The sequence below is a fragment of the Runella salmonicolor genome (genome assembly GCF_024158025.1).
GTDB lineage: Bacteria > Bacteroidota > Bacteroidia > Cytophagales > Spirosomataceae > Runella > Runella salmonicolor.
In genome coordinates this window covers 352,998-374,880 of the sequence record NZ_JAMZEL010000003.1, presented here as the reverse complement: position 1 = coordinate 374,880, position 21,883 = coordinate 352,998, and the positions used below count along the sequence as shown (strand labels likewise).

The 21,883-nt window shown below is 45.7% G+C and carries 18 protein-coding genes and 1 pseudogene; 8 read left to right on the top strand and 11 right to left on the bottom strand.

Translation table 11 applies throughout. The annotated features are described in order from the left end of the window. The first annotated feature begins 170 nt into the window (after window positions 1-170). The 3 genes from NCI00_RS10810 to NCI00_RS10800 are packed head-to-tail and all read left to right on the top strand — an operon-like array spanning window position 171 to window position 1,871. Window positions 171-731, top strand: a complete 561-nt coding sequence (locus NCI00_RS10810) for a DinB family protein (RefSeq protein WP_114462574.1) — start codon at window positions 171-173, stop codon at window positions 729-731. A 39-nt stretch (window positions 732-770) separates the two neighbouring features. Beyond that, window positions 771-1,649, top strand: coding sequence for an alpha/beta fold hydrolase (locus NCI00_RS10805; RefSeq protein WP_253527360.1), 879 nt, complete (start codon window positions 771-773; stop codon window positions 1,647-1,649). 30 nt (window positions 1,650-1,679) lie between these two features. Then, entirely contained in the window at window positions 1,680-1,871 is a 192-nt protein-coding gene (locus tag NCI00_RS10800) for a hypothetical protein (protein WP_253527358.1), read from the top strand. An 86-nt stretch (window positions 1,872-1,957) separates the two neighbouring features. Here the strand turns inward: NCI00_RS10800 and NCI00_RS10795 are convergent, their stop codons facing one another. The 4 genes and pseudogenes from NCI00_RS10795 to NCI00_RS10780 all read right to left on the bottom strand — a co-directional run bounded on the left by NCI00_RS10795 (window position 1,958) and on the right by NCI00_RS10780 (window position 4,145). Next, entirely contained in the window at window positions 1,958-2,437 is a 480-nt protein-coding gene (locus NCI00_RS10795; protein WP_253527356.1) for a cyclophilin-like fold protein, read from the bottom strand. 12 nt (window positions 2,438-2,449) lie between these two features. Next, the gene (locus NCI00_RS10790; protein ID WP_253527354.1) at window positions 2,450-3,013 is read right to left on the bottom strand and encodes a sugar O-acetyltransferase; all 564 of its coding nucleotides are present in this window, start codon (window positions 3,011-3,013) and stop codon (window positions 2,450-2,452) included. A 19-nt stretch (window positions 3,014-3,032) separates the two neighbouring features. Next, window positions 3,033-3,341, bottom strand: a pseudogene (locus NCI00_RS10785) (xanthine dehydrogenase family protein molybdopterin-binding subunit); the annotation flags it as partial. Between the two features lie 33 nt (window positions 3,342-3,374). Further along, complete coding sequence (locus NCI00_RS10780) at window positions 3,375-4,145, bottom strand: hypothetical protein (protein WP_253527349.1); 771 nt, start codon at window positions 4,143-4,145, stop codon at window positions 3,375-3,377. Between the two features lie 145 nt (window positions 4,146-4,290). Between NCI00_RS10780 and NCI00_RS10775 the strand changes: the two genes are divergently transcribed. The 3 genes from NCI00_RS10775 (at window position 4,291) to NCI00_RS10765 (ending at window position 8,633) form a co-directional block, all read left to right on the top strand. Beyond that, window positions 4,291-5,181, top strand: a complete 891-nt coding sequence (locus tag NCI00_RS10775) for a helix-turn-helix domain-containing protein (protein ID WP_253527347.1) — start codon at window positions 4,291-4,293, stop codon at window positions 5,179-5,181. Between the two features lie 205 nt (window positions 5,182-5,386). Continuing rightward, entirely contained in the window at window positions 5,387-7,963 is a 2,577-nt protein-coding gene (locus NCI00_RS10770; RefSeq protein ID WP_253527345.1) for a phosphocholine-specific phospholipase C, read from the top strand. A gap of 148 nt (window positions 7,964-8,111) precedes the next feature. Next, window positions 8,112-8,633, top strand: a complete 522-nt coding sequence (locus NCI00_RS10765; RefSeq protein WP_114462563.1) for a c-type cytochrome — start codon at window positions 8,112-8,114, stop codon at window positions 8,631-8,633. Between the two features lie 150 nt (window positions 8,634-8,783). On the opposite strand, the gene NCI00_RS10760 is transcribed toward NCI00_RS10765, so the two are convergent. From NCI00_RS10760 to NCI00_RS10735, 6 genes are all read right to left on the bottom strand, one after another. Further along, window positions 8,784-9,836 carry a sugar phosphate isomerase/epimerase family protein gene (locus NCI00_RS10760; protein ID WP_253527343.1) on the bottom strand — a complete coding sequence of 351 codons (1,053 nt, stop codon included), beginning with the start codon at window positions 9,834-9,836 and terminating at the stop codon, window positions 8,784-8,786. A 221-nt stretch (window positions 9,837-10,057) separates the two neighbouring features. Then, a complete protein-coding gene (locus NCI00_RS10755; RefSeq protein WP_253527341.1) occupies window positions 10,058-11,824 on the bottom strand; it encodes a RagB/SusD family nutrient uptake outer membrane protein in 1,767 nt (588 codons plus the stop codon). Between the two features lie 20 nt (window positions 11,825-11,844). Further along, complete coding sequence (locus tag NCI00_RS10750) at window positions 11,845-15,354, bottom strand: TonB-dependent receptor (RefSeq protein WP_253527339.1); 3,510 nt, start codon at window positions 15,352-15,354, stop codon at window positions 11,845-11,847. A gap of 239 nt (window positions 15,355-15,593) precedes the next feature. Then, a complete protein-coding gene (locus NCI00_RS10745) occupies window positions 15,594-16,694 on the bottom strand; it encodes a FecR family protein (protein WP_253527337.1) in 1,101 nt (366 codons plus the stop codon). 181 nt (window positions 16,695-16,875) lie between these two features. Then, window positions 16,876-17,469: an RNA polymerase sigma factor gene (locus tag NCI00_RS10740; RefSeq protein WP_253527335.1), complete on the bottom strand. Its 594-nt coding sequence runs from the start codon at window positions 17,467-17,469 to the stop codon at window positions 16,876-16,878. A gap of 104 nt (window positions 17,470-17,573) precedes the next feature. Continuing rightward, window positions 17,574-18,722, bottom strand: a complete 1,149-nt coding sequence (locus NCI00_RS10735) for a Gfo/Idh/MocA family protein (protein WP_206023276.1) — start codon at window positions 18,720-18,722, stop codon at window positions 17,574-17,576. Window positions 18,723-18,948: 226 nt separating this feature from the next. Here NCI00_RS10735 and NCI00_RS10730 point away from each other — a divergent pair, with 226 nt between their 5' ends. Further along, window positions 18,949-20,175: an MFS transporter gene (locus NCI00_RS10730; protein WP_253527332.1), complete on the top strand. Its 1,227-nt coding sequence runs from the start codon at window positions 18,949-18,951 to the stop codon at window positions 20,173-20,175. 81 nt (window positions 20,176-20,256) lie between these two features. Here NCI00_RS10730 and NCI00_RS10725 read toward each other — a convergent pair whose 3' ends face one another. Then, on the bottom strand, window positions 20,257-20,967 hold the full coding sequence (locus NCI00_RS10725; protein ID WP_253527329.1) for a tetratricopeptide repeat protein: 711 nt from the start codon (window positions 20,965-20,967) through the stop codon (window positions 20,257-20,259). Between the two features lie 186 nt (window positions 20,968-21,153). Here NCI00_RS10725 and NCI00_RS10720 point away from each other — a divergent pair, with 186 nt between their 5' ends. Next, entirely contained in the window at window positions 21,154-21,816 is a 663-nt protein-coding gene (locus NCI00_RS10720; protein WP_114462601.1) for a hypothetical protein, read from the top strand. Window positions 21,817-21,883: the final 67 nt, after the last annotated feature.

Here is a 21,883-nt window from a genome sequence, read left to right as displayed (position 1 = left end):
CCTGTTAACTATTTTGCTGTTTTAGGGAACAGAACGTTCAAAATTTGCATAATTATGCAAGATTTCGGAATCACAATGAGTTGTTAGTAGTGAGTATTCAATAACTTTGCATTTCATATAATTTCACTAAAAAGCTACCGATTAACCAAAAACTTCGCTGAACTATCCCAATGGACAAAAAAGAAGAATTACTCCGAATTATTGATCAATTTAATCTTATATACGAAAGCGAAGAAGCATGGCATGGTCCTTCGGTAGTAGAAGTACTCAGTGACGTGTCGTGGGAAATGGCCTCGCAAAAAATAATGCCCAATACCCACAGCATTGCGGAATTGGTTTATCACATGACCACTTGGCGGATTTTTGTGGTAAAACGCTTACAAGGAGATGGAGAGTATGAAGTAACCAAAGCGCGTGATTGGAAATCCTTCCTTGTTTTTGATGAATTTGAGTGGGAAGCCCTCCAAATGGAATTGAGTCTCAGTCAAGAAGAATTGATTGCCGAACTTGAAAAACGCGAAGACGACGAGTTTTTGGAAGAAATCGTGCCCGGTCGTGAATATGATTTTTATACCATGCTTCACGGTATCTTACAACACGATTTATACCACGCAGGACAAATTTCTATCCTTAAAAAATCATTGCTCTACAAAGGGCTTGGCAAAAAAAGCCGCACCGATGATGATGACTACTACGGTAACGGAGGCAGCGACGATTTTGATGATTACTGATAGTGTCAACCATTATTCCTAAACTATTTCTTTCGTCTCATGCGGATTTTTGTTTTTTTGAGTTTGTGGGGAATGTTTACGGGAGGGGTATCGGCACAAAAAACACTGACCGGTTTGGCTCCCGTGGCCGATACAAAGCTATATTATGAAATAGAAGGCAAAGGCGAACCCGTGGTGTTTATCCACGAAACGGCCTTGGACTCTCGCCAGTGGAACGCCCAATGGAACGCCTTTGCCCGTCATTTTAGAGTGATTCGGTACGATATTCGCGGTTTTGGGCAATCCGCCCGCGCCCGCGACCCTCACAATCCAAGCGATGATTTAAAAGCATTGCTTGACTTCCTGAAAATTGAAAAAGCGCATCTAGTAGGAGTAGCGCTCGGAGGAAATGTAGCGCTCAATTTTGCCGCCACCCACCCCGAGCGCGTCCTCAAAATCGTGGCTGCCGATGCCAATCCAGACGGATTTACCGACGGAACCCCGCAACTCAAAGCCGTAGTTAACAAAATCGTTGACCTCGCTTCGCATCAGGGGTGGCACGACGAGCAGCAGGATGTGTGGCTGCGCTCTCCACTCATGCGCCTGTATGCCGCCGACGACAAAACCATCATTAATTTGAGCGAAATGATTGCCGATTACCACGGCGATCATTTCATCAATCCCCGAATCGACCCCGCTTTTGGCACTCCTACTACCCTCGATTTGGTTTCTTCCATCCGCGCCCCTACGCTCCTGTTGGTAGGCGAAAAAGACGAAGAAAGTTTTCATCGGGCGGCTGATACAATGGCCCAGAAAATCCCCAACGTTCGGAAAGCGGTCATCAAGGGAGCGGGCCATCTATCAAATATGGACAAACCCAAAACATTTAATAAGCTGGTTATTAATTTTTTAAGTACCAGCCCAATGACCATTAAGTAACCTTTTTATCCTTATTTCATTCTACACAAAATGGATCTTGAAAAGCGTCGGCGCTGGGCCAAAATAGCCACAATCGGCATGGGATTGGCCGCTTTGGTTACCCTAATTGCGGGTTTTGCCCAGAGCTGGAATTTACCGCGCATGATCATGGCAGTTTGCTTCACGGCCAGCTCGGTGTTGTATTATTTTCAATATAAAAATCTGCTTAAAGAAGACGATTGACATCTAGGCCATCCTCAAGCCTGCGTACCTGAGTGTCGGCATTAGTCCAGATTATTTTGCGAAGCTATTCAAAAGTACTTCGTGCGTTATTCTGTTGGGTTTATCTCAAAACTCACCTTTACATCTCCCGCCCCCAGTGCCGCTGTCAGCCCCGTTACATCGTCAATTTTACCAATTTTGGTATAACTGTAAGCCGTGGTAAAACCTTTGTAAAACAACACCAACGTATTTGCTCTGTACATCATCAAATCTCCCGATTGGATACTGGCGGGAACTGACGAATTTGTGGGAAGGCTTTTGGGCAAATCGAAAAATTTCTCGTTATTATTGAGTTCTTTCATGTTGATTGTCAGCGGCAACAGCGCCTTAAAGGCGTTTGCAGTAGGGTTATCCAAAAGAGTAGCCGTAAAAGTACTTGCCCCGATTTTGATGGTAATTTTAGGGGTGGTTGCTACAGATGTGGGTGGCTCAGTCATTACGAGATTGATTTCATTGATAATTCTTTCTGATTTACAAGCCATTGACACAGAGAGTGAAACAAACAGCAGGTACGTTAAATATTTCATTTTAGTAATTGTTTAAATGTTCCTGAGTTCTTTTGCCGGTACACCGCCCACGACGGTATTGGCGGGCACATCTTTTGCCACGACCGCCCCTGCGGCCACAATCGAATTTTCGCCGACAGTAACCCCAGGTAAAATCGTGGCGTTGGCGCCAATCCAAGCATTGCGTTTAATCGTTATCGATTTTAAATCAAGTGATTTGCGTTTGGCGGGGTCGATGGGGTGATTTTCGGTAACGATACAGACCTGAGGCCCAATCAGTACGTCGTCTTCAATCACAATTCCTCCGAGGTCGAGAAAGGTACAACCGTGATTGATAAACACATTTTTACCCAATTGGATATGCTGCCCAAAATTGGTGTAAAAAGGCACAAAAATCGTGGTACTGGCATCAATTTGTTTGGCAATGATTTTACTCAATCGCTCCCTAATTTGCTCTGTGTCAGTTGAGTTGTTAAGGTCAGGATTCAGTTTCAATGTCCGATTCACTACCTCCCACATGTAAGGCATTTGCGGGTCGTCTGGGGGAATAATTCCCCCTTCCAACATTCGTTCAAATATGTTTTTCTCCGAATTCATTTTCCTATGATTTTTTCCTTTAACCAAGTTGTTCGGCAAAAGGTAATTTTCTTAAACGTTTGCCAGTGGCGGCAAATATGGCATTGGCAAGTGCGGCCGCTATTGGTGGCAGAGCGGGTTCTCCCAAACCTGTTGGGGCTTCTTCTGAATCCACAAATTTTACTTCAATTTCTGATGGTGCATCTTTTATCTTCAGAAATTTGTAGAGGTGAAAATTGGTTTCGGCAACCGCCCCATTCACAAAAGTTACTTTTGGAAACATTGCATGGTTGATTCCATCCACAATTGCCCCTTGAATCTGATTTTCAGCCCCGCTGAGATTGATTACTCGTCCACAGTTTGTTGACCGATTTCATTGGCTTCAATTTCTTGTGACTTTTCGTTTGAAATGATAATTCAGCGCAATGTTCCACATAAAATTCTGATTATCAGGTACATTTGAGTTAAATGTCTGATTGATAGTAGATTGTAGACTAAGCGGAGATTTTTTATGCCCCACCGCCACCGTTGCTGTGAAGTAACTTCCCTTGTAGCCGTCGGTATTGAGAAAGAAAACCGTTGGGAAGATATTCAAATATAGATTTTTGCTCAAACTAATATCCGTAAACGCCGTATTCAGAAACAGTACTCTTGTGAGCTGAGGGCCATGTATTTGTAAAGCATTTCCTTGTAAATACATGGCACTTACCCCAACGTGGGGCGTAATTTGGTAACTCGGCACGACCTCAAAGGCAAGAAATCGCAGCATTTCGGTAATTTCTTTGGTATTCCCCTTGTCGGTCACACTGCTACGAATGAGGGTAAAGGCGGGGTGCGCACCTACCCGCAAACTGAACTTCTTTTGCTCAATCAAACGATAGCGCACCCAAAAAATCAATCCACCTTTGCTGGCATCAGGAACAAGGCGAATGTCAGGCTCGAAACTAACCCGTTTTTTGCGCCACGAAAAATTCATGATAGCTGCGGGATGATTCAATGAAAAAGTAGGAATAATCGAAAATCCATTGTTGGTAATCCCCACCGTCCCCGAAAAGGTAGAGGTGGTTTGGGTGCTGTCAGGGGTTTGGCTAACTCCTGATAATGCCATAAAAGTCAAGGAAAAGAGTAAAAAAACAAATTGTAAATATTTCATTGATAGGTAGTTATTTAACATGCTACAAAATTAGATACAACCTATCTCGTTGCTTTTATACATTTTACGGTTTTACTTACCATTTTTACGGGTGGTGGTTTATTTCAATCCGTTCGTGCGTAGTTTTGGTAAAAAAAGCAAGACCATGATTATTTATGACTCCATAAAAAAGTACTGCCAAACCTTCAACCATCCAATGTTACATCCGTTGATTGGGCTGGTGGATTTGGACAAATCTGACCTTATACAGCGCTGTAAATTCAGAATTGATTTTTATGCCATCATTATCAAGGACAGCAGGTGCGGCGACTTACGATACGGTCTCAAATACTATGACTACGAGGAAGGAACCATCGTGTTTTTTGGACCTGGACAAATTGGCGCCAGCGAACCCGAAGGTGAATGGCATCAGCCCTACGGAAAAGCCTTGATTTTTCACCCTGACCTATTACATGGCACCCACCTCGCCAAGCAAATCCACGAATATTCGTTTTTTGGGTACGACTCGTACGAAGCCCTGCACGTTTCGGAAAAAGAACGGGCGTTGATTGACCTGTGTTTTGCAAACGTTGAAACGGAAATCAAGCAAAATATTGATAAACACAGCAAGCAAATCATTGTTGCTAACCTTGAACTACTCCTGAAATACTGTTCTCGGTTTTACGACCGTCAGTTTATCACCCGCGAGGTGGTTCACCATGACCTGTTAGCACAGTTTGAAAATCGGCTTAATGCGTACATTTTTGGCGAAAAATTGGGCATAGATGGCCTACCTTCGGTCGCTTACTTTGCCGAAAAGCTAAACGTCTCTGCCAATTATTTTGGAGATTTAATCAAAAAAGAAACGGGGAAAACAGCGCTGGAGTTTATCCACTTGAAGTTGATGGAAGCCGCAAAGACGAAAGTGTTAGACACCTCCAAATCCATCAGCGAAATTGCCTACGAATTAGGCTTCAAATACCCCCAACATTTCACGAGACTTTTTAAGCAAAAAGTGGGGGTAAGTCCGTTGGAGTATCGAATGGGGATGAATTGAGCATTAAACTCTACTTTGGCCGTACAGTAAAACTGGATGAAGTCCTACCAGTGCCAACCAACCGTTGGGAGCCGATAAAACAAGAAAGTAAATAAAACTAAAAATAGTACTTTTGTTTTGGGGACTCAATTAGTCACTATTCCCTCCTTTTAAGTAGTATTTTTATTTATCCACTTTTCTCCATTTTTCAGCTTCAGACAACCTTATGGATTCCAGAAGAGACTTTCTAAAAAAAGCGGCACTCCTCTCAAGTGGGGCAAGTATATGGGGCATGTTGCCTGCCTCCATTCAAAAAGCACTAGAAATCAATCCACCCTCCGGAAGTACCTACCTTGACGCCGAACACATCGTGGTGTTAATGCAGGAAAACCGCTCCTTTGACCACTGCTTCGGTACACTCCGGGGCGTGAGAGGCTACAACGACCCCCGCGCCATTAATCTACCCAATAAAAACCTTGTCTGGCTCCAAAAAAATGCGGCGGGTGAAACCTACGCCCCTTTTCGACTCGACATCAAAGATACCAAAGCCACGTGGATGAGCGCCCTTCCACACTCGTGGGAAAACCAAGTGGACGCCCGCAACGACGGGAAATACGACCGCTGGCTCGATGTAAAACGCTCTGGAAACAAGGAATACGCCAATATGCCCCTCACCATGGGCTACTACAACCGCGAAGACATTCCGTTCTATTACGCTTTGGCCGATGCCTTTACCGTTTGCGACCAACATTTTTGCTCCTCCCTGACGGGTACAACCCCTAATCGTCTGTACCTCTGGACAGGAACCGTCCGCGAAAAACCCGACATCAACTCAAAGGCCAACGTTCGAAATTCTGACGTTGATTATGAAGATGAAGCGAGCTGGACCACGTTTCCGGAGCGTTTGGAAGACAATAATATTTCGTGGAGAATCTATCAAAATGAATTGAGCTTGCCGATGGGCTTCACGGGCGACGAAGAGGCTTGGCTTGCCAATTTCACCGACAATCCCATCGAATGGTTTACCCAATACCATGTTCGGTTTTCGAGTGGTTATCAGAAATTTCTGGCTACTCAACTCAAAACACTGCCCGACGAAATCGCCGCGTTGGAACAAAAGCTCAAAACTCTGCCCCAAACTGGTAAAGAAACCGAAGTGGCCCAAAAAGCCCTGAAACGCAAGCAAGACATGCTCGTACTTGCCAAGCAAGACCGCGAGAAATGGAGTCGTGAGAATTTTGAAAAACTTTCGCAACGCGAAAAAAACCTGCACCAAAAAGCATTTACGACCAATATCAACGACCCGCACTATCACGAACTTACCACGCATACCTACAAAGACGGCGACACGGAGCGCCAAGTAGCTATTCCCAAAGGTGATACGTTGCACCAGTTCAGAGAAGATGTAAAAACGGGCAAATTGCCCACTGTTTCGTGGGTGATTGCCCCCGAAAACTTCTCCGACCACCCCGGCGCGCCTTGGTACGGTGCTTGGTATATTTCGGAGGTCATGGATATTTTGACCCAAAATCCTGACGTTTGGAAAAAGACGATTTTTATCGTGACTTACGACGAAAACGACGGCTATTTTGAACACGTGCCACCGTTTGTTGCTCCCAAACCCGACCTTTCTGACGGTAAGGTTTCCAAAGGCATCGACCCCAGTGTCGAGCACGTGAGCATGGAGCAGGAAAACAAACGCAAAGAGGCAAGTCCGCAAAACAAAGGGCGGGCGGGGTCTATTGGCTTGGGGTATCGAGTGCCCATGCTTATTGCATCACCTTGGAGTAGAGGCGGTTATGTCAACTCTCAGGTATTTGACCATACGTCGGTGTTGCAGTTTATGGAACATTTTTTGAGCCATAAAACCAAGAAAAAAATCGAAGAAACCAACATCAGCGCTTGGCGTCGTACGGTATGCGGTGATTTAACATCGGCTTTCCGACCTTACAACGGCGAAGAAATCAAACTGCCGACTTCGGTGGTCAAAGATGCTTTTATCCAAAGTGTTCACAAAGCCAAATTCAAAAAAGCGCCGTCGAACTTCAAACAACTCAGCGCGGCTGAAATTGAGCAAATCAACCAGAATCCTGTGGCATCGCCGCTGATGCCGCAGCAAGAAAAAGGGATTCGCCCTGCCTCCGCCCTGCCCTACGAACTATATGCCGAAGGCAAATTGAGCGCCGATAAAAAATCGTTTCAGATTCATCTCAGCGCCAAAAATGACGTATTTGGCAAAAAGGCGGTTGGTGCACCTTTTCAGGTATATGCACCGCACAAATACCGCACCCAACCCAGTGGTGCATTTGAAGACCTGAAAGCATGGTCGTATGCCGTGACCGCAGGCGACACCCTGACGGATACGTGGCCGCTGCAAAATTTCGAGAACGACACCTATCACCTTCGCGTGTACGGTCCCAATGGTTTTTTCCGAGAATACAACGGAAATGCCAACGACCCGCAAATCTCGGTGCAATGCGAATACCAGCGGTCGTCGCCGCAGGGCAAACAATTGACAGGCAATGTAGAATTGAAACTGCGTAACCTAGGCCCGCAGCGAAAAATCAAAGTTCAGATTATTGATAATGCCTACAAAACGCCCACTCAAACCAAAACACTCGACGTCGTATCCAACAAAGGAAGTATGCTGTCGGTAGTTCTCGACCTTAAAACCAGTTTTGGCTGGTATGATTTCAGCGTAAAGGTAGAAGGGGTTGACAGCTTTGAACAGCGCTTTGCGGGAAGAGTAGAAACGGGAAAAACCTCTTTCAGCGACCCCGTCATGGGACGAGTGGAGTTATAGCACCGCCGTTAGGTCAAACATTGCAGTAAGGTTTGCAAAAAGTATCACTAAAAAGGGGCATTTTATTGCTATTTATTGGCTAATAACTTGCACCTTTTTACTTTTTTCATAAGTTTGCTTTTGTAACTTTTTAACCTCCCTTTTTAGCATGAAAAAATGGATTACTGCTCTTTTTGCACTTACGGCAATTGTGTCGTTGGTTGCACTTACTCCTTCGCCCGTTTCGACCAAGTCGGCCGACCCGCGCGAAGATAGCCTTGCCGCCGACCGCGCCAAATACACCAAAATGGTTAAAGAAGCCATTGCAGGCAAAGAAAAACTACCCGCCGAACAAGTTTTCAAAAACATCAAACTTTTCAAGGGTCAACCAGCGGAGGCGATATTGGGTATCATGGAAAACCGTTGGAGCAAAACGCTTGGCGTAAGTTGCAGCCACTGCCACAACGTAAACGACTGGGCATCAGAAGAAAAGCATGACCACGCCATTGCCCGCGACATGGTAGCGATGGTTGGTAAAATCAACGATGATTTGCTGGCTACCATCCCTGCTTACGCCACTAAAGAGCGCAAGCCACGCATCGGATGCAGCACTTGCCACCGTGGTGAGTCACACCCTGGCCGGCCAAACACAGCCCGTGCTGGTGGTCCAGGTGCTCCTGCCAGAAATTAGCCTTTTGTAACGTCGCAAATAAAAAAGCGTCGGACGGTTTCAAACCGTCCGACGCTTTTTTATTATGTCAGGGTTTGAGAACCCTGACATAAGTTTTTATGGGGAACCTTCCGAAAATTTAAAACTTTCGGAAGGCTTTTATTTGACGATTTACAAACCAAGCACTTTACGGTTAAAGGCTTCGTCAGCGCCCGTTCCTGCAAAATCATCAAAGGCTTTTTCAGTCACTTGAATGATATGGTCGGCAATGAACGGTGCTCCTTCGGCGGCTCCTTGAATCGGCGATTTGATGCAGCACTCCCATTCCAACACGGCCCAACCGTCGTAGTTGTATTGCGAAAGTTTTGAGAAAATACCGCTGAAATCCACCTGACCGTCGCCCAAAGAACGGAAACGCCCCGCCCGGTCGGCCCAACCTTGGAATCCACTGTACACGCCCTGTTTGCCCGTTGGGTTAAACTCAGCATCTTTCACGTGGTAAGCAAAAATGCGCTCGTGGTAAAAATCAATGAATTGGAGGTAATCCAATTGTTGCAACACAAAATGGCTTGGGTCGTAGTTGATACCCGCACGTGGGTGATTGCCCACGGCTTCCAGAAACATTTCAAACGTAATTCCGTCGTGGAGGTCTTCGCCAGGGTGAAGCTCATAACCAACGTTGACGCCCGCTTCGTCGAACGCATTCAAAATCGGTGTCCAACGCTTTCCGAGTTCTTTAAAGCCCGTTTCGACCAATCCCGCAGGGCGCTGCGGCCACGGATACAAAAACGGCCACAATAACGCACCCGAGAAAGTTACGTGTGAGGTTAAACCTAAGTTTTGAGAAGCTTTGGCGGCCCACATCAACTGCTGCACCGCCCATTCGGTCCGGGCCGCAGGATTATTACGTACTTCGGGCGACGCAAAACCGTCAAACATGGGGTCGTATGCGGGGTGAACGGCCACCAATTGCCCTTGCAAGTGCGAAGAAAGTTCGGTGATTTCAACGCCAATGTCGGCCAATTTTCCTTTGTATTCGTCGCAATACGTTTTTGACTCGGCGGCGGTTTTAAGGTCAATGCAACGCGGATCCCACGTCGGAATCTGAATGCCTTTATACCCCAAATCAGCCATGTAAGCGGCGATGGTATCCAACGAATTAAAAGGGGCTTCGTCGCCCATGAATTGCGCCAAAAATATGGCAGGTCCTTTGATGGTTTTCATTGATTTGAATAAGTAAAAGACTAAAATTTGGTATTTATGCCCGCAATTAAGCAAATCGCTGCAAGCTTTTTGATAAATAGGTAAAGTAAAAAAAAGAATTTTATTACTGTTTTTATAATCGTTATTCTCCCCCACAAACAGCATTAGCTCGGTCATGGCCCGAGCTAATGCGCTAATAGCAAAACAAATACTTAACGTCTTTCCTTTATCTTCGGCTCAGTCTACCAACCTGGATTTTGGGTGAGTTTTGGATTGGTGATAAGATCTCCCGTTGGAATGGGGTAATAATAGTTTCTCTCCGCCCATTTTCTGGGAATATTATTCAGCCAAGTAAGTTCGCCCGAAGTATCTCCTGAAATAAGCTGAGAATTTGGCTTACCCCCAATGGACGGCGAAACTTCTACGTAGGTTACCCCCGGAACTTTGGTTGGTAGCGTTTTATAGAAAGCGACATCCAAAATACCATCTTCGTTCAAATCCATCGGTTTATTCAGTTCAGGAACGTACATTCCGTTCCATTCCATTTGCATCAACTCACCCCTTTTCCAGCGTACGATGTCGTCAAAACGGAATCCTTCTAAGCACAATTCGATGCCTCTTTCGCGGCGAACTTCCAACAAAACGGGGTCAGTAATGGCCGGAAAATACGTGGTTTGCAGATACTTATCAACCACGGTCGGTTTGGTGGTTAGCCCGCCCGTAATCCCCGCTCTTTTACGCAACGCCCCAATGGTCAAGGCCCAATCGGCATCCGTGAGCGTTCCAAGCTCTGCTTTGGCTTCGGCATAGGCCAACAGCACTTCGGCATAGCGGAAAATGCTTACTGAGTTGATATTGAGGTCACGGGTATCGTAATACATATCATCCAATGCCCATTTGATAGGCATATAGCCCGTAAACGTATACGAGAAAAGCGGCGGAGATGGCACCAACACTCCCGCGTTTACGCGCTTGTAGTCTCCTGCGCGGATGGTTTGGGCTAGCCGCTTATCGCGCCCTTTTACCTCGTCTTTAAACAACATGGTTTTGTAGGCTGGATTGTTGGTAAAGGGCGTACCGTCGATGTTCAAATAAGTATTGATAAAGCTACGGATAAAACTAGCTTTGTCGCCATACGTACCGCTGGTCCAGTACCAGTTGGCATCGTTTAAGTTGTTTAATGCCAAATCACACACCGCCGAGAGCATTACTTCGGTCGCAATCGGCGCGCCATTGATAAACACCTGACGGTACGATTTATCAATACCTGCCCCGTCGTACAATTTATACCCCGACTCATCCATTACCTTCTTGGCCGCTACTACAGCTTGGTTTAGCAACCCACTCGCGGTAGCCTGCAACCCCAGATTGGTGTGGTATTTGCGAAACGTCCCTTCGTGGAGGGCAACCCGTGCTTTGAAGGCATAGGCCACGTATTTGGTCACTAAACTACGAGAAGGCTCGCTCCCCGTAATGATATTTTGACAGGCAAAATCCAAATCAGCCAACACCGAATCCATCACCATGGTGCGGGGGTCGCGACCCTTAAATAATAATTCGGTATCGGTCACGTCAAGGGGTTTGCCAATCCACGGCACATCGCCAAAACGTTTTACTTTATCGAAATAAAACCACGCTCTGAAAAACTTAGCAATCCCGAGGTAATTATTGCGGACCGTGGCGGGAACCCTAGGGTCATTACAGTTCTGGATGAAATAATTGATATTTCTTAAATCATTCCATGTCCAGCCCGAGCTTATTTGGGCGCTAAAGTTGCCTTCGGTAATAAACGGTGGCGAATCTCTACGGGCCAAGTAGTCCGACATGGCATCGGCCCGGTGAAGATTTTTACCGTTAAACATCGTATAAAACGAATTTGTATAAAGTACCAAACCGCTCTCACTGCCAAAAATAGGGCCTTTTGAGGTGGTCGCTTCGGGAAGTTCCTCCAAATTACAGCCCATAAACAAGGCAGAGGTCAGTAATACAAAAATATATTTGAGCTTCATGATCGTGCTTTTTTAAGTGATTAAAACGTGATAGACAAGCCACAGGTGACACTTTTCATCAACGGATAATTATAGGCGTCGCCCGAGTTTCCACCGGGATTAAATACTTGATCGGAAGCCACGGCGCTTTCTACGTCAAAATCACGGGTGATTTTGTACAACGGCGACAATGACCAGATATTCTCGGCCGAAAGAAACACCCGAGCAGCCGATGCGCCGATTTTCCCGGCAATGGTACGCGGCAGATTGTAGCCCAACTGGATATTTTTCAATCGTAGATAAGCTACATTTTGGAGGTATCTGGTCTGGGCGGCGCTGAGGGTTCCGTTGGCATTGCTAGCAATACGAGAAACATATCTTGGGAAATAAGCATCGGGGTTTTGTTCCGTCCAGATATTTCCAAGTTGGCTTTTGGGAATGTCGCCATAAGGACGGTTGTACTGTCCCCAAAACAGGTTAGCTTCTCGGCTTGGGTACCAGTTTTGTTTTCCAACACCCTGAAAAAAGGCCGATAAGAAGAAGTTATTCCAATCGGCTCCCAACATCATCCCGTACGTATATCGCGGAGTGGAGTTTCCGATGATTGAGCGGTCGCCCGGGTTTTCGATTCTATCAGTACCTGGGGTAATGGCCCCGTCGCCGTTTACATCTCTGAATTTAATATCGCCCGGAAACCACAGCCCATTGGACGCCGTTCTGAATAAATTTTGGCTGGCGCTGTTTTTCACGTCGTCGGCAGACTTAAAGAAACCTTCGGTCTGATACCCCCAAATTTCTCCCAATACCTGCCCTTCGTAATAATCACTCAAAAGTTTTTGTGGGTTGTTGTATTTGGTAATCACCGCTTTATAATCAGCGAGGGTCAAGCGAACATCAAAGTTAAAGGGTTTTGATGCAACCGAAAATTTATCCCGGTACGAAAGCATTGCCTCCCAACCTTTGGTTTCCAAGTCTGCGTAGTTGCCTCGTGGCGCAGCCGCCCCAAACACGGCGGGCAACGTCAAACCCACCGTAAACATATCGGTGGTGGTCCGGATGTACGCATCGGCCACAAACGTGAGTCGATTGGAGAGCATCGATAAATCAATTCCGACGTTTTTGGTGGTGGCGGTTTCCCACGTCAACCCTTCTGGCAACACCGTTGGGTTTCGGGTTTGCTGGGGTCTTTGGCCATTGAGCACCATTGCAGATTGTGAAATCGAGAATTGCTCTAAGTAAGCATAAGAGCCAATGTTACCGTTTCCTAGAGAACCGTAGGAAGCCCTGAATTTCAGGTCAGAAATAATGTGCGCGGGCACTTTCCAAAACGGTTCTTTTGAAACTCTCCAGCCCACCGAATAGGAAGGAAAGAAAGCAAAACGTTGATTGCTGGGGAATTTTGAAGAACCATCGTAGCGGCCATTTAACTCCAACAAATACCGGTCTTTGTAAGAATAATTAAGTCGAGCAAAACCTCCTTGAATTTTCCAGCGCTCCCAGCCACCGGTGGCGTTGATGGCTTGCCCAAGGGCCAAATTGATGTCGTTGGCATCTTCAAAAATCAATCCGTTTCGCTGCGCCGAGAGGCGTCTGAAATTAGACTGTTCGTAGTTGTATCCCGCCAATACTTTCAAATAATGGTTTTCCTTAAACGTATCCTCGTACTCGGTATAAAAATTCGTGGTCATGTAGGCCGTTTCGCGGTACACATCATTGATATAATTAGTGGTGGTTCCTACGTAAGCTATCGTACCGGGTTTGATGCTGTAAGGCACGGGCACGGCTTTGGTTCGGTCGTTGTTATCGGTGTTTTGAATCGTAAAATCACCTTTCACCCTGAATTTATCATTGAAAAACTGGGCCGCAAAACCTGTCGTATTTCTGAACACTTTTTTGTTGTTGTCAATACCGTTTTTGCCGTAATAGAAGTCCCCAATACTGTAAGCCGACGAAAAGGTAAGGGTTCCGTCGGGGTTCAACATGGGCGCTAGCGGGTGGCCTTCGTCCGCGATGTTTCTCCAGATACCGCCGCCCTCGCCCACGTTGAGCGGGTTGTGGTATTTCATGTCAGAGTATTGCGACATATTGTTGATTTTCAACCAAGGGAAAAGTTGGATTGAGCCTTTTCCCGTAAAGTTAAATACCCGATAATCGTCTGAATTGTAACGAAACAACCCCTCCTGTCCAAAATAACGGCCCGTAATTAAGTAGCTCGCCTTGTCGCTGCTCCCAGAAATACTCAGGTTGTGCTCATTCGAGCTATTGTATTTTTTGTATAAATGCCCGTAATAGTCGGTACTTCCGTAGTAGACGTATTCACCCGTCGCGGGGTCAATTTCTACCTCTGGCAATCCTCCTACTTCCGATCTTCTTTTCAATTCGTTCAAATACGCCTGCGAAAATTTAAGGGTTTTATTGGCATTTTGGGGAAAAGTACCGCCAAAATTGACAAATGACTCCGCAAACATTGAAGCCCAAGTGTAACCATCAGTGACCAAATCGGGCCTTGCAATCGGTTGTTTGATTGAATAATTGCTTGAATACGTCACGTTGGTTTTTCCCGCCGTAGGATTTTTTGTGGTAATCAGCACCACCCCAAATACCCCCCTAGCGCCATAAATAGACGCAGAAGCGGCATCTTTCAAGAGCGTAATACTGGCGATGTCGTTGGGGTTCAACAAACTCGGGTCGCCTTCCACGTTGTCAATCAGTACGAGCGCGCTTCCACCTTGACCAATGGATGTGGTACCCCTTATGTTGAAACTAGGGGCCTGATTGGGTTTTCCATCCCCCATTTTAATGTTAAGGTTTGGCAAAACACCTTGGAGTCCTTGGTTGAGGTTGGTCATGGGGCGGTTTTCAAACACCTCACTCGTAATCATATCTACAGCCCCCGTTAAATTGGCTTTCTTTTGAACGCCATAACCTACCACAACTACTTCGTTGAGGGTTTTTAGATCGGCTTTGAGCGAAAGCGTGATGCTGGTCTGATTCCCAACCACAATTTCTTGCGGCAAATAGCCCACATAACTAAAAATCAAGATTGCTTTTTCGTCGGGGACCGTCAACGAAAACTCGCCGTTGGCATCGGTTGTGGCACCGCGTTGCGAGCCTTTAATGAGGACGCTTACGCCAGGTAGACCTTCTCCTTTTTCATCGTTGACCCGACCTTTTACATTTTGGTCAATGGCCTTGATGGGCGTAAAACCCTTTTTTTCGAGCAATTGCGTTTCGGCTTTGGTCAAAATAATGTACTCGCCCGATGCCTCATAAGCTAAGTTGAGCGGTTTGAGTAATTTTTCGAGGATAACCGATAACGGCTGCATATTGGCCGAGACAGACACTTTATCATTTTTGGAAACCAGTTGAGGCAGATACGTAAATTTCACATTTGCCGATTTTTCCAAGATGCCCAACGCTGTTTTGAGCGGTTTGTTCTCGATCTGCACACTCACGTTTCGGGTAAGGGACTCCTGAGCCAGCCCTTCATTGGCGACGGCCAAGCCACTGAGCACGACGCTGATCAACAACTGTAAACATGTGATTCGCATAGCTATAAGCAACAGTTTGCGCTTTTTTGGTAAACTTTCCATACATTTGAATTGGTTTTAGTTCAAGTTTTTTTGAATAAAAACACCCCTCAGCACCCGATTCGTCGGGTATTTGCAGCTAACAAATGAAGGGGCTAAATCAGAGGGTCGGTAATGGTCGCAACATTGCCGACTTCTTTTTTGTAGTTGGGTAGCTATGGGGACATAGAGTAATGGTTAAAAGGTTATAGTTTAAGCAATTACGGACACCCTCGGCTCGAAACCACGATTTCGGTCTCGACAATCTCGTAGCGCGCCCCAATCGTTTTACAGATAATATCAAGCTTCACAAAAAGGGATTCATTGCCCAAAGGCGCCGTAACCGAACAGTTTTTCATGAGGTCGGCATCGTACATAATATTTACACCGTAGGCTTTTTTCAGTTTGGCAAATACTTCGGCAATTGGGGTATTTTCAAAGGTAAAATTTGGAGTCTCAACGGGCTGAGTCACGATGGCTGGCTGCTCCACCAATGCCTTATTGAATTTCTCATTTTGGCGTTCGAAAGTAGCCTGTTGATTGGGCAGGAGGTACAAACTTTGTAAATGATAATTGGCGATTTTTTCGGATTTTTTCAGTTCCGAGAGAGAGAAAACCATTACTTTTCCCGTCTTGACGGCCACCACTACTTTTTGCTCCTTAGAATAGGCCTTTACCGTAAAGCTCGTCCCTAACACCCTAGTTACCAAATCGTTAGCATACACATAAAAGGGCTTATTTGGATTACGAACTACCTGAAAAAAACCTTCTCCCGTCAAGAAAACCTCTCGCTTATCCCCCGAAAATTTCTCCGAAAAACTCACTTTACTACCTTTTTTTAACTGAACGGTACTCCCGTCAGGTAGCGTTGCGGTATAATCGGAATGGGTATTATTGGAAACCTCGACCCGTGTACTTTCAGCGATTTGCGCGGTTATTTCGGGGCGTTTTAGTTCAGCAATCGAAATAGGGTTTCGCGACCACAACCACCAACCCAGTCCCGCTGCCAAAACCACTACCGCCGCTATACGCAACCAAATAGGCAGCCTAAAGTGGGCTTTAAAAGGTAAAGAAGGTTTTTCTACCAACCGCACTATTTTCTCTACTTCCAACGAAATCTCATCTTCGTTGATGGCGGTAGGCTGGTTTTTCAGGCCCAGCAACAGCAGGCGGGCCTGCGTAATCGTTTCCGATTTTTCGGGATGTGCCTCCGTCCAAAATTCCCAAAAAGCAGTATGCTCGGGCGAGGTTCCCTTTACCCAAAGGCAAAAAGATTCATCCGTTACGAAGTCTTCAACTTTAAATTTACTATAATCTATCATAGAAAAAATAGTACTTATTCGAGCATACAATAAGGTATATCCAAAGAATGCCTCCCGATACTCATTGAAAGCCAAAAATTTTTGCGCAAAAGAAGAAATTATTTCCCGTCGGGGATAATTTGAATCATTATCAAATTGTCAAGACTCAAAGTAGGCTAGAGCATCTAACTGAAAGTCAGAGCTATTGGCCACTCCAGGTTAGCAACAGAATACCGAGGGTGGTCAGAAAAAAACGGGCTTTGAGCAGGCGCAGACCATTGTGCAGCAAATTGGCGACAGACTGACGGTTGATGTGCATCACCTCCGCAATTTCATCATTGGTAAGGTCTTGGTAGAATTTAAGAAAAAGGACTTCCTGCTGCCGTTTTGGAAGCGCCTTAAGGTGAAGATTTAACTTTTCAACGATACTTTGGGTGGATTCGGTTGAAATAATCAACGCTTCTTCCGAATCAGCCACTTCCAACTGTTCGAAATAATCTTCAGAAGCCCGTAATTGCTGTTTTTGCAGTTCTTTGTACAGCCGATTCCGGACAATCTTGAGGAGGTATAGCTTTACGTTTTCGTTGGAGTCAATTTGCCCTTTTTTTTGCCAAATCAACAACAACACATCCTGAATGACATCCTTGATAAGCTCACGGTCTTTGGTAAATTTTCGTCCGTAATCAAACAACAGCCGATAATACCGCATGGAAATCTCCCCAAAAGCAGCCGGGTCGCCCGCTTTCAGCCGCTCCCAAAGCAAGTATTCTTCCTGTTGAATCTGACTGAGAATCATGGACGTATAAAAAACATCGTTCAAAGTAGGTTTGTCAATAATTGAATCATTTTCGAAAAGAATTGAGGAGCGGTTTTTTGTTTTCCGCTCCTCAACCTTTTTGACTAACTCTTAAATTTCACCCATTTACTATTGCTTTTACCGGAGGCAATGACCGTTTCGACAAACTGCATTCCGCGGATTCCGTCGTCGATGGTTGGGAAATCTAAGTCAAATTCGTTGGGCTCTTCGCCGTTCATCCGCTTGCGCACCGTACGCGCAAAATTGCGGTAAACGTTGGCAAATGCTTCCAGATAACCTTCAGGATGTCCAAACGGAATACGCGTGTGGGCATTGGCCGAGTCGGACAATTTACCGACCGATGGCTGATAGATTTGGTATCCTTCGGTCGTTTTATGGTGTAAGTACTGGGGGCGTTCTTGGTGCCATTGCAGCGTTCCCAATTCGCCATACACTCTGATATTCAACCCATTCCAATCTCCATTGGAGATTTGGCTACAATGCAAAATCCCGTTGGCACCATTGTCAAAATGAAGCAATACGTTGGCATCATCGTCCAGTACGCGTCCTTCTACTACTCGGTTCACATCAGCGCATAGCTCGGTGATTTTCAGTCCTGTAATGTATTCGGCCAAGTTTTCGGCGTGCGTACCAATATCTCCCACCGCGCCAGCAATACCCGACCGTTTGGGGTCAGTACGCCATTCGGCTTGTTTTGCCCCTTCTTTTTCAATCGGAAACGACAACCAGCCTTGCGGGTATTCCACAATTACTTTACGGATTTTACCTAACAAGCCATTTTTGATGAGTTGGCGGGCTTCTTTCACCATCGCATAGCCTGTATAATTATGCGTAAGGGCAAAGGTTAAACCTGTGTTGACAATAATATCTTTGAGTTTTTTGGCTTCGGACAACGAAAACGTAACGGGTTTGTCGCAAATGACGTGAAAGCCATTTTCCAATGCCATTTTGGCGGGGCCAAAGTGCATGTGGTTGGGTGTCACAATCGACACCGCGTCGATGCGGTCTTTGCGCCGTTTTTCTTTCTGAATCATTTCTTTATAATCGCCATAGCAACGCGATGGGTCGAGCATGAGGTCTTCGCCCGACGCTTTCGATTTTTCGGGCGTAGAACTAAAAGCCCCGCATACGAGGTCAATCTCACCGTCGATAGCAGCGGCAATTCGGTGAACCCCACCGATAAAAGCCCCACGGCCTCCACCTACCATCCCCATTCTGATTTTACGAGCCATATACTTTTGAATTTTTGTGATTTGGTATTTTATTTCAATAAATATTCAGTTTGTTGAGCGTTTCGCCTTTTATAATTGAATGTAAATCAATACTTGCGGCGTCTCATTTTAGTAGGCAAAGTAAAAAAAAACCTTTTTCTCACGAAGTTTGGGTAAAAAAATCAAAATTAATACTTTGCCTGCTTGTGTAAGATGTCTTATCTAACCTTTAACCAACTTTTCAAAAATGATCAACAAAGCAAGACTTTTTAACGGAAGCTGTTTTGCGCTAATAACAACAGCTTTTTCATTCAGTATCCGGGCTGGAATTCTGGCACAGTTAGGAACAGAGTTTAATTTAACTGCTGAGCAACTCGGCTTCATCAATTCTATGTGGTTTTTGGGCTTTCCCTTGGCCATGATTATCGGTGGCCTTGTGTATCATACCGTAGGTCCCAAGAAAATCATGATGATTGCGTTTGTTTCTCACGCTTTAGGCATCATTTTGACCATTTATTCGGGAGGCTACACGGGCCTTTTGATTTCTACCTTCTTAATCGGGTTAGGTAACGGCTGTACCGAAGCAGCTTGTAACCCAATGATTGCCGACACTTATTCTGGTGCCGAAATGAGTAAAATGTTAAACCGTTTCCACATGTGGTTCCCAGGTGGAATTGTGGTTGGTAGTTTAATATCAAAATTCATGACCGATGCCAACACTGGCTGGCAGGCACAAATATGGCTGATCATGGTTCCAACCTTGATTTATGCTTATTTGTTTTGGGGTCAGGCGTTTCCAAAACCCAAAACCGAAGGTGTTACTTCGTTGGGTGAAAACCTAAAAGCTATGGCTACTCCGTTGTATATCTTCATGTTCTGCTGCATGGCCCTAACCGCCATCTCAGAATTTGGGCCTCAACAATGGACTGGCTTAATCATGAGTAAATCAGGGGCAAGCCCAATGTTGATCTTGGCTTTGGTAACAGGACTCATGGCCGTAATCAGGTATTTTGCGGGGCCGATTGTTGCCAAGTTTGGCCAACAAGGTGTATTGTTGGGTTCAGCAATATTGGCAACTATTGGGGTATATTTATTCAGCACGCAAACAGGTACCATGGCATATGTCTCTGCCGTGTTTTTTGCCATGGGTGTGGCATTATTCTGGCCTAACATGATTGGTTTTATTGCCGAAAAAGTACCTCTAAGTGGTGCCCTCGGAATGTCAATTCTTGGTGGTGTAGGTATGTTTTCTACTTCTATCTTCCAGCCTATTATCGGACAATGGATTGACAACGCCCGGGCCGAAAAAACCGCACTTGGCTTAACTGGCGACGAAATGGAGTTAGCAGCAGGTCAGGCCACGCTCAGCACCATGGCTATTTTCCCAGCGATTTTGATTGTTGCTTTTACCATTCTGTATTTCTGGACGCGCAACTACAAGGCAGAAACATCTGCTACCGCTGCCGCGCACTAATACGGCAATCATTTTATAAACAGAACACCCCGCCAAGTTATTTGGCGGGGTGTTTTGTTGTAGGGACAGGCCCTCTACGTGTTATTTACAATATTGTTCGATAGATGCTTTGGCGGCGGGATATTTTAACCGCTCGGCCTGCTTGAGATTGAGGCATCCAACTTCTTTTTGATTCTCTAAAATTTGCGCAACTCCCAACGCGTGAAACGCTTTGCCGAACTTGGCATCGGACTTGACCGCTTTTTCAAAGTTTTCAATAGCACTCTTAAACTCTTCCCGTTGGAATAAAACATTGCCGCGATTGTACCACGCCAAGGCATTGGTCGAATCAAGAACAGTGGCCTGCTCAAAGTCCCGAAGGGCAGCATCGGGCTGCGCCAAGGCAGCCAATAGCTGACCTCGATTGACAAAAATCTCCGCATTTTTGGGGTCGAGTCGAACCGCTTCGGCATAATCTTTCAGCGCGCCGTCACCGTCATTTTGGGCTACTTTCAACAGCGCCCGGTTGTAATACGGGCGGTAATAATCGGGTTTCAATTTGAGGGCTTGGTCATAATCGAGCAAAGCATTTTGGTATTCTTTTAGCTCATAATATACCACGCCACGGGCGTTTAGGGCTTCATAGTTACTGTTGTCGCTTTCAATGGCTCCGTTTAGAAACGTCAGCGCTTCGCGAAATTTCCCTTCTTTCATCAGGGTTTTTCCTTTCTCAAATTTATCTTCTGACGAAAAACTGCACGATTGAAGACCCAAAATTAAACTGCTTAAAAAAATTAGAAGTAGGTGTTTCATTGATTAGTGGTTGAATTGAACGCCCAAAGATACAAGCGAATGATAGCGATGCCAATAAATCGATTGACCATAAGTAACCGTTCAGTAAGTTTTTATGACATTTCAACCCAATCCCTAACCCAGAACGAGCGGAAAACCTGTACATTTCGACTTTCAAAAATCATCACATCAAACAGCACAAATGAAATGAATAAGAAGCTAGCGGCGCTTATGATTGGGCTCCTGAGTCAGGTGGCCATGGCGCAAATCTCAAACGACAACAGTCTCTCCGTTCAGGTAGACGGCAAAGAATACAAAACCGCCCCGCGACGGATACGAATGGGTAACGTATGGTACATTACGGCCAATGCTACCAGCCCCGACAAATCACTGCGTTTTTGGTTTGTCACTTGGTCCAACAGCGACTTGCCAGAAGTGGGGCTTTACAAAATCGTTGATGAAGATTTCAACGGAAAGAATACGGTTCAGCCAATCATGGCCGAGGGTAAATACAAGGGTGTGGCGTATGTTAAGTATGTAGAAGAAACCAAATCTCCGCGCATGGAATACCACGTGGGAAAATCGCGTCGGGAAAACGGCGGTGAAATTGAAGTGACCAAGGCCGCCGACGGATTTTTGGAAGGAAAATTTTCGGGCACGCTAGATGGCACTCATTTCAAAGAAAAAACGTCGGCAACGGCACTGGGTGGGCTAGGTCGCCTGAAAGGCAAACTAGAAGATAAGGTCTTTACGAGCGCCACGGGTTACGACTCTGACATCGACCCCGAAGGACGAGGCTATAAAAAACAAGATACGAAAGACGAAATTGTCTTGTCGGGCGGGGTTTTTAAGCTCAAATTTGAGAAGTGAAAATTTCTCACGCAAAGGCGCTAAGACGCAGGAATTTCTTAGCGTCTTTGCGCCTTTGCACGGTCCG

Coding starts and splice junctions, on each gene's coding strand:
- NCI00_RS10810 (WP_114462574.1), top strand. CDS start 171: ATGGACAAAAAAGAAGAATTACTCCGAATTATTGATCAATTTAATCTT.
- NCI00_RS10805 (WP_253527360.1), top strand. CDS start 771: ATGCGGATTTTTGTTTTTTTGAGTTTGTGGGGAATGTTTACGGGAGGG.
- NCI00_RS10800 (WP_253527358.1), top strand. CDS start 1,680: ATGGATCTTGAAAAGCGTCGGCGCTGGGCCAAAATAGCCACAATCGGC.
- NCI00_RS10795 (WP_253527356.1), bottom strand. CDS start 2,437: ATGAAATATTTAACGTACCTGCTGTTTGTTTCACTCTCTGTGTCAATG.
- NCI00_RS10790 (WP_253527354.1), bottom strand. CDS start 3,013: ATGAATTCGGAGAAAAACATATTTGAACGAATGTTGGAAGGGGGAATT.
- NCI00_RS10780 (WP_253527349.1), bottom strand. CDS start 4,145: ATGAAATATTTACAATTTGTTTTTTTACTCTTTTCCTTGACTTTTATG.
- NCI00_RS10775 (WP_253527347.1), top strand. CDS start 4,291: ATGATTATTTATGACTCCATAAAAAAGTACTGCCAAACCTTCAACCAT.
- NCI00_RS10770 (WP_253527345.1), top strand. CDS start 5,387: ATGGATTCCAGAAGAGACTTTCTAAAAAAAGCGGCACTCCTCTCAAGT.
- NCI00_RS10765 (WP_114462563.1), top strand. CDS start 8,112: ATGAAAAAATGGATTACTGCTCTTTTTGCACTTACGGCAATTGTGTCG.
- NCI00_RS10760 (WP_253527343.1), bottom strand. CDS start 9,836: ATGAAAACCATCAAAGGACCTGCCATATTTTTGGCGCAATTCATGGGC.
- NCI00_RS10755 (WP_253527341.1), bottom strand. CDS start 11,824: ATGAAGCTCAAATATATTTTTGTATTACTGACCTCTGCCTTGTTTATG.
- NCI00_RS10750 (WP_253527339.1), bottom strand. CDS start 15,354: ATGCGAATCACATGTTTACAGTTGTTGATCAGCGTCGTGCTCAGTGGC.
- NCI00_RS10745 (WP_253527337.1), bottom strand. CDS start 16,694: ATGATAGATTATAGTAAATTTAAAGTTGAAGACTTCGTAACGGATGAA.
- NCI00_RS10740 (WP_253527335.1), bottom strand. CDS start 17,469: ATGATTCTCAGTCAGATTCAACAGGAAGAATACTTGCTTTGGGAGCGG.
- NCI00_RS10735 (WP_206023276.1), bottom strand. CDS start 18,722: ATGGCTCGTAAAATCAGAATGGGGATGGTAGGTGGAGGCCGTGGGGCT.
- NCI00_RS10730 (WP_253527332.1), top strand. CDS start 18,949: ATGATCAACAAAGCAAGACTTTTTAACGGAAGCTGTTTTGCGCTAATA.
- NCI00_RS10725 (WP_253527329.1), bottom strand. CDS start 20,967: ATGAAACACCTACTTCTAATTTTTTTAAGCAGTTTAATTTTGGGTCTT.
- NCI00_RS10720 (WP_114462601.1), top strand. CDS start 21,154: ATGAATAAGAAGCTAGCGGCGCTTATGATTGGGCTCCTGAGTCAGGTG.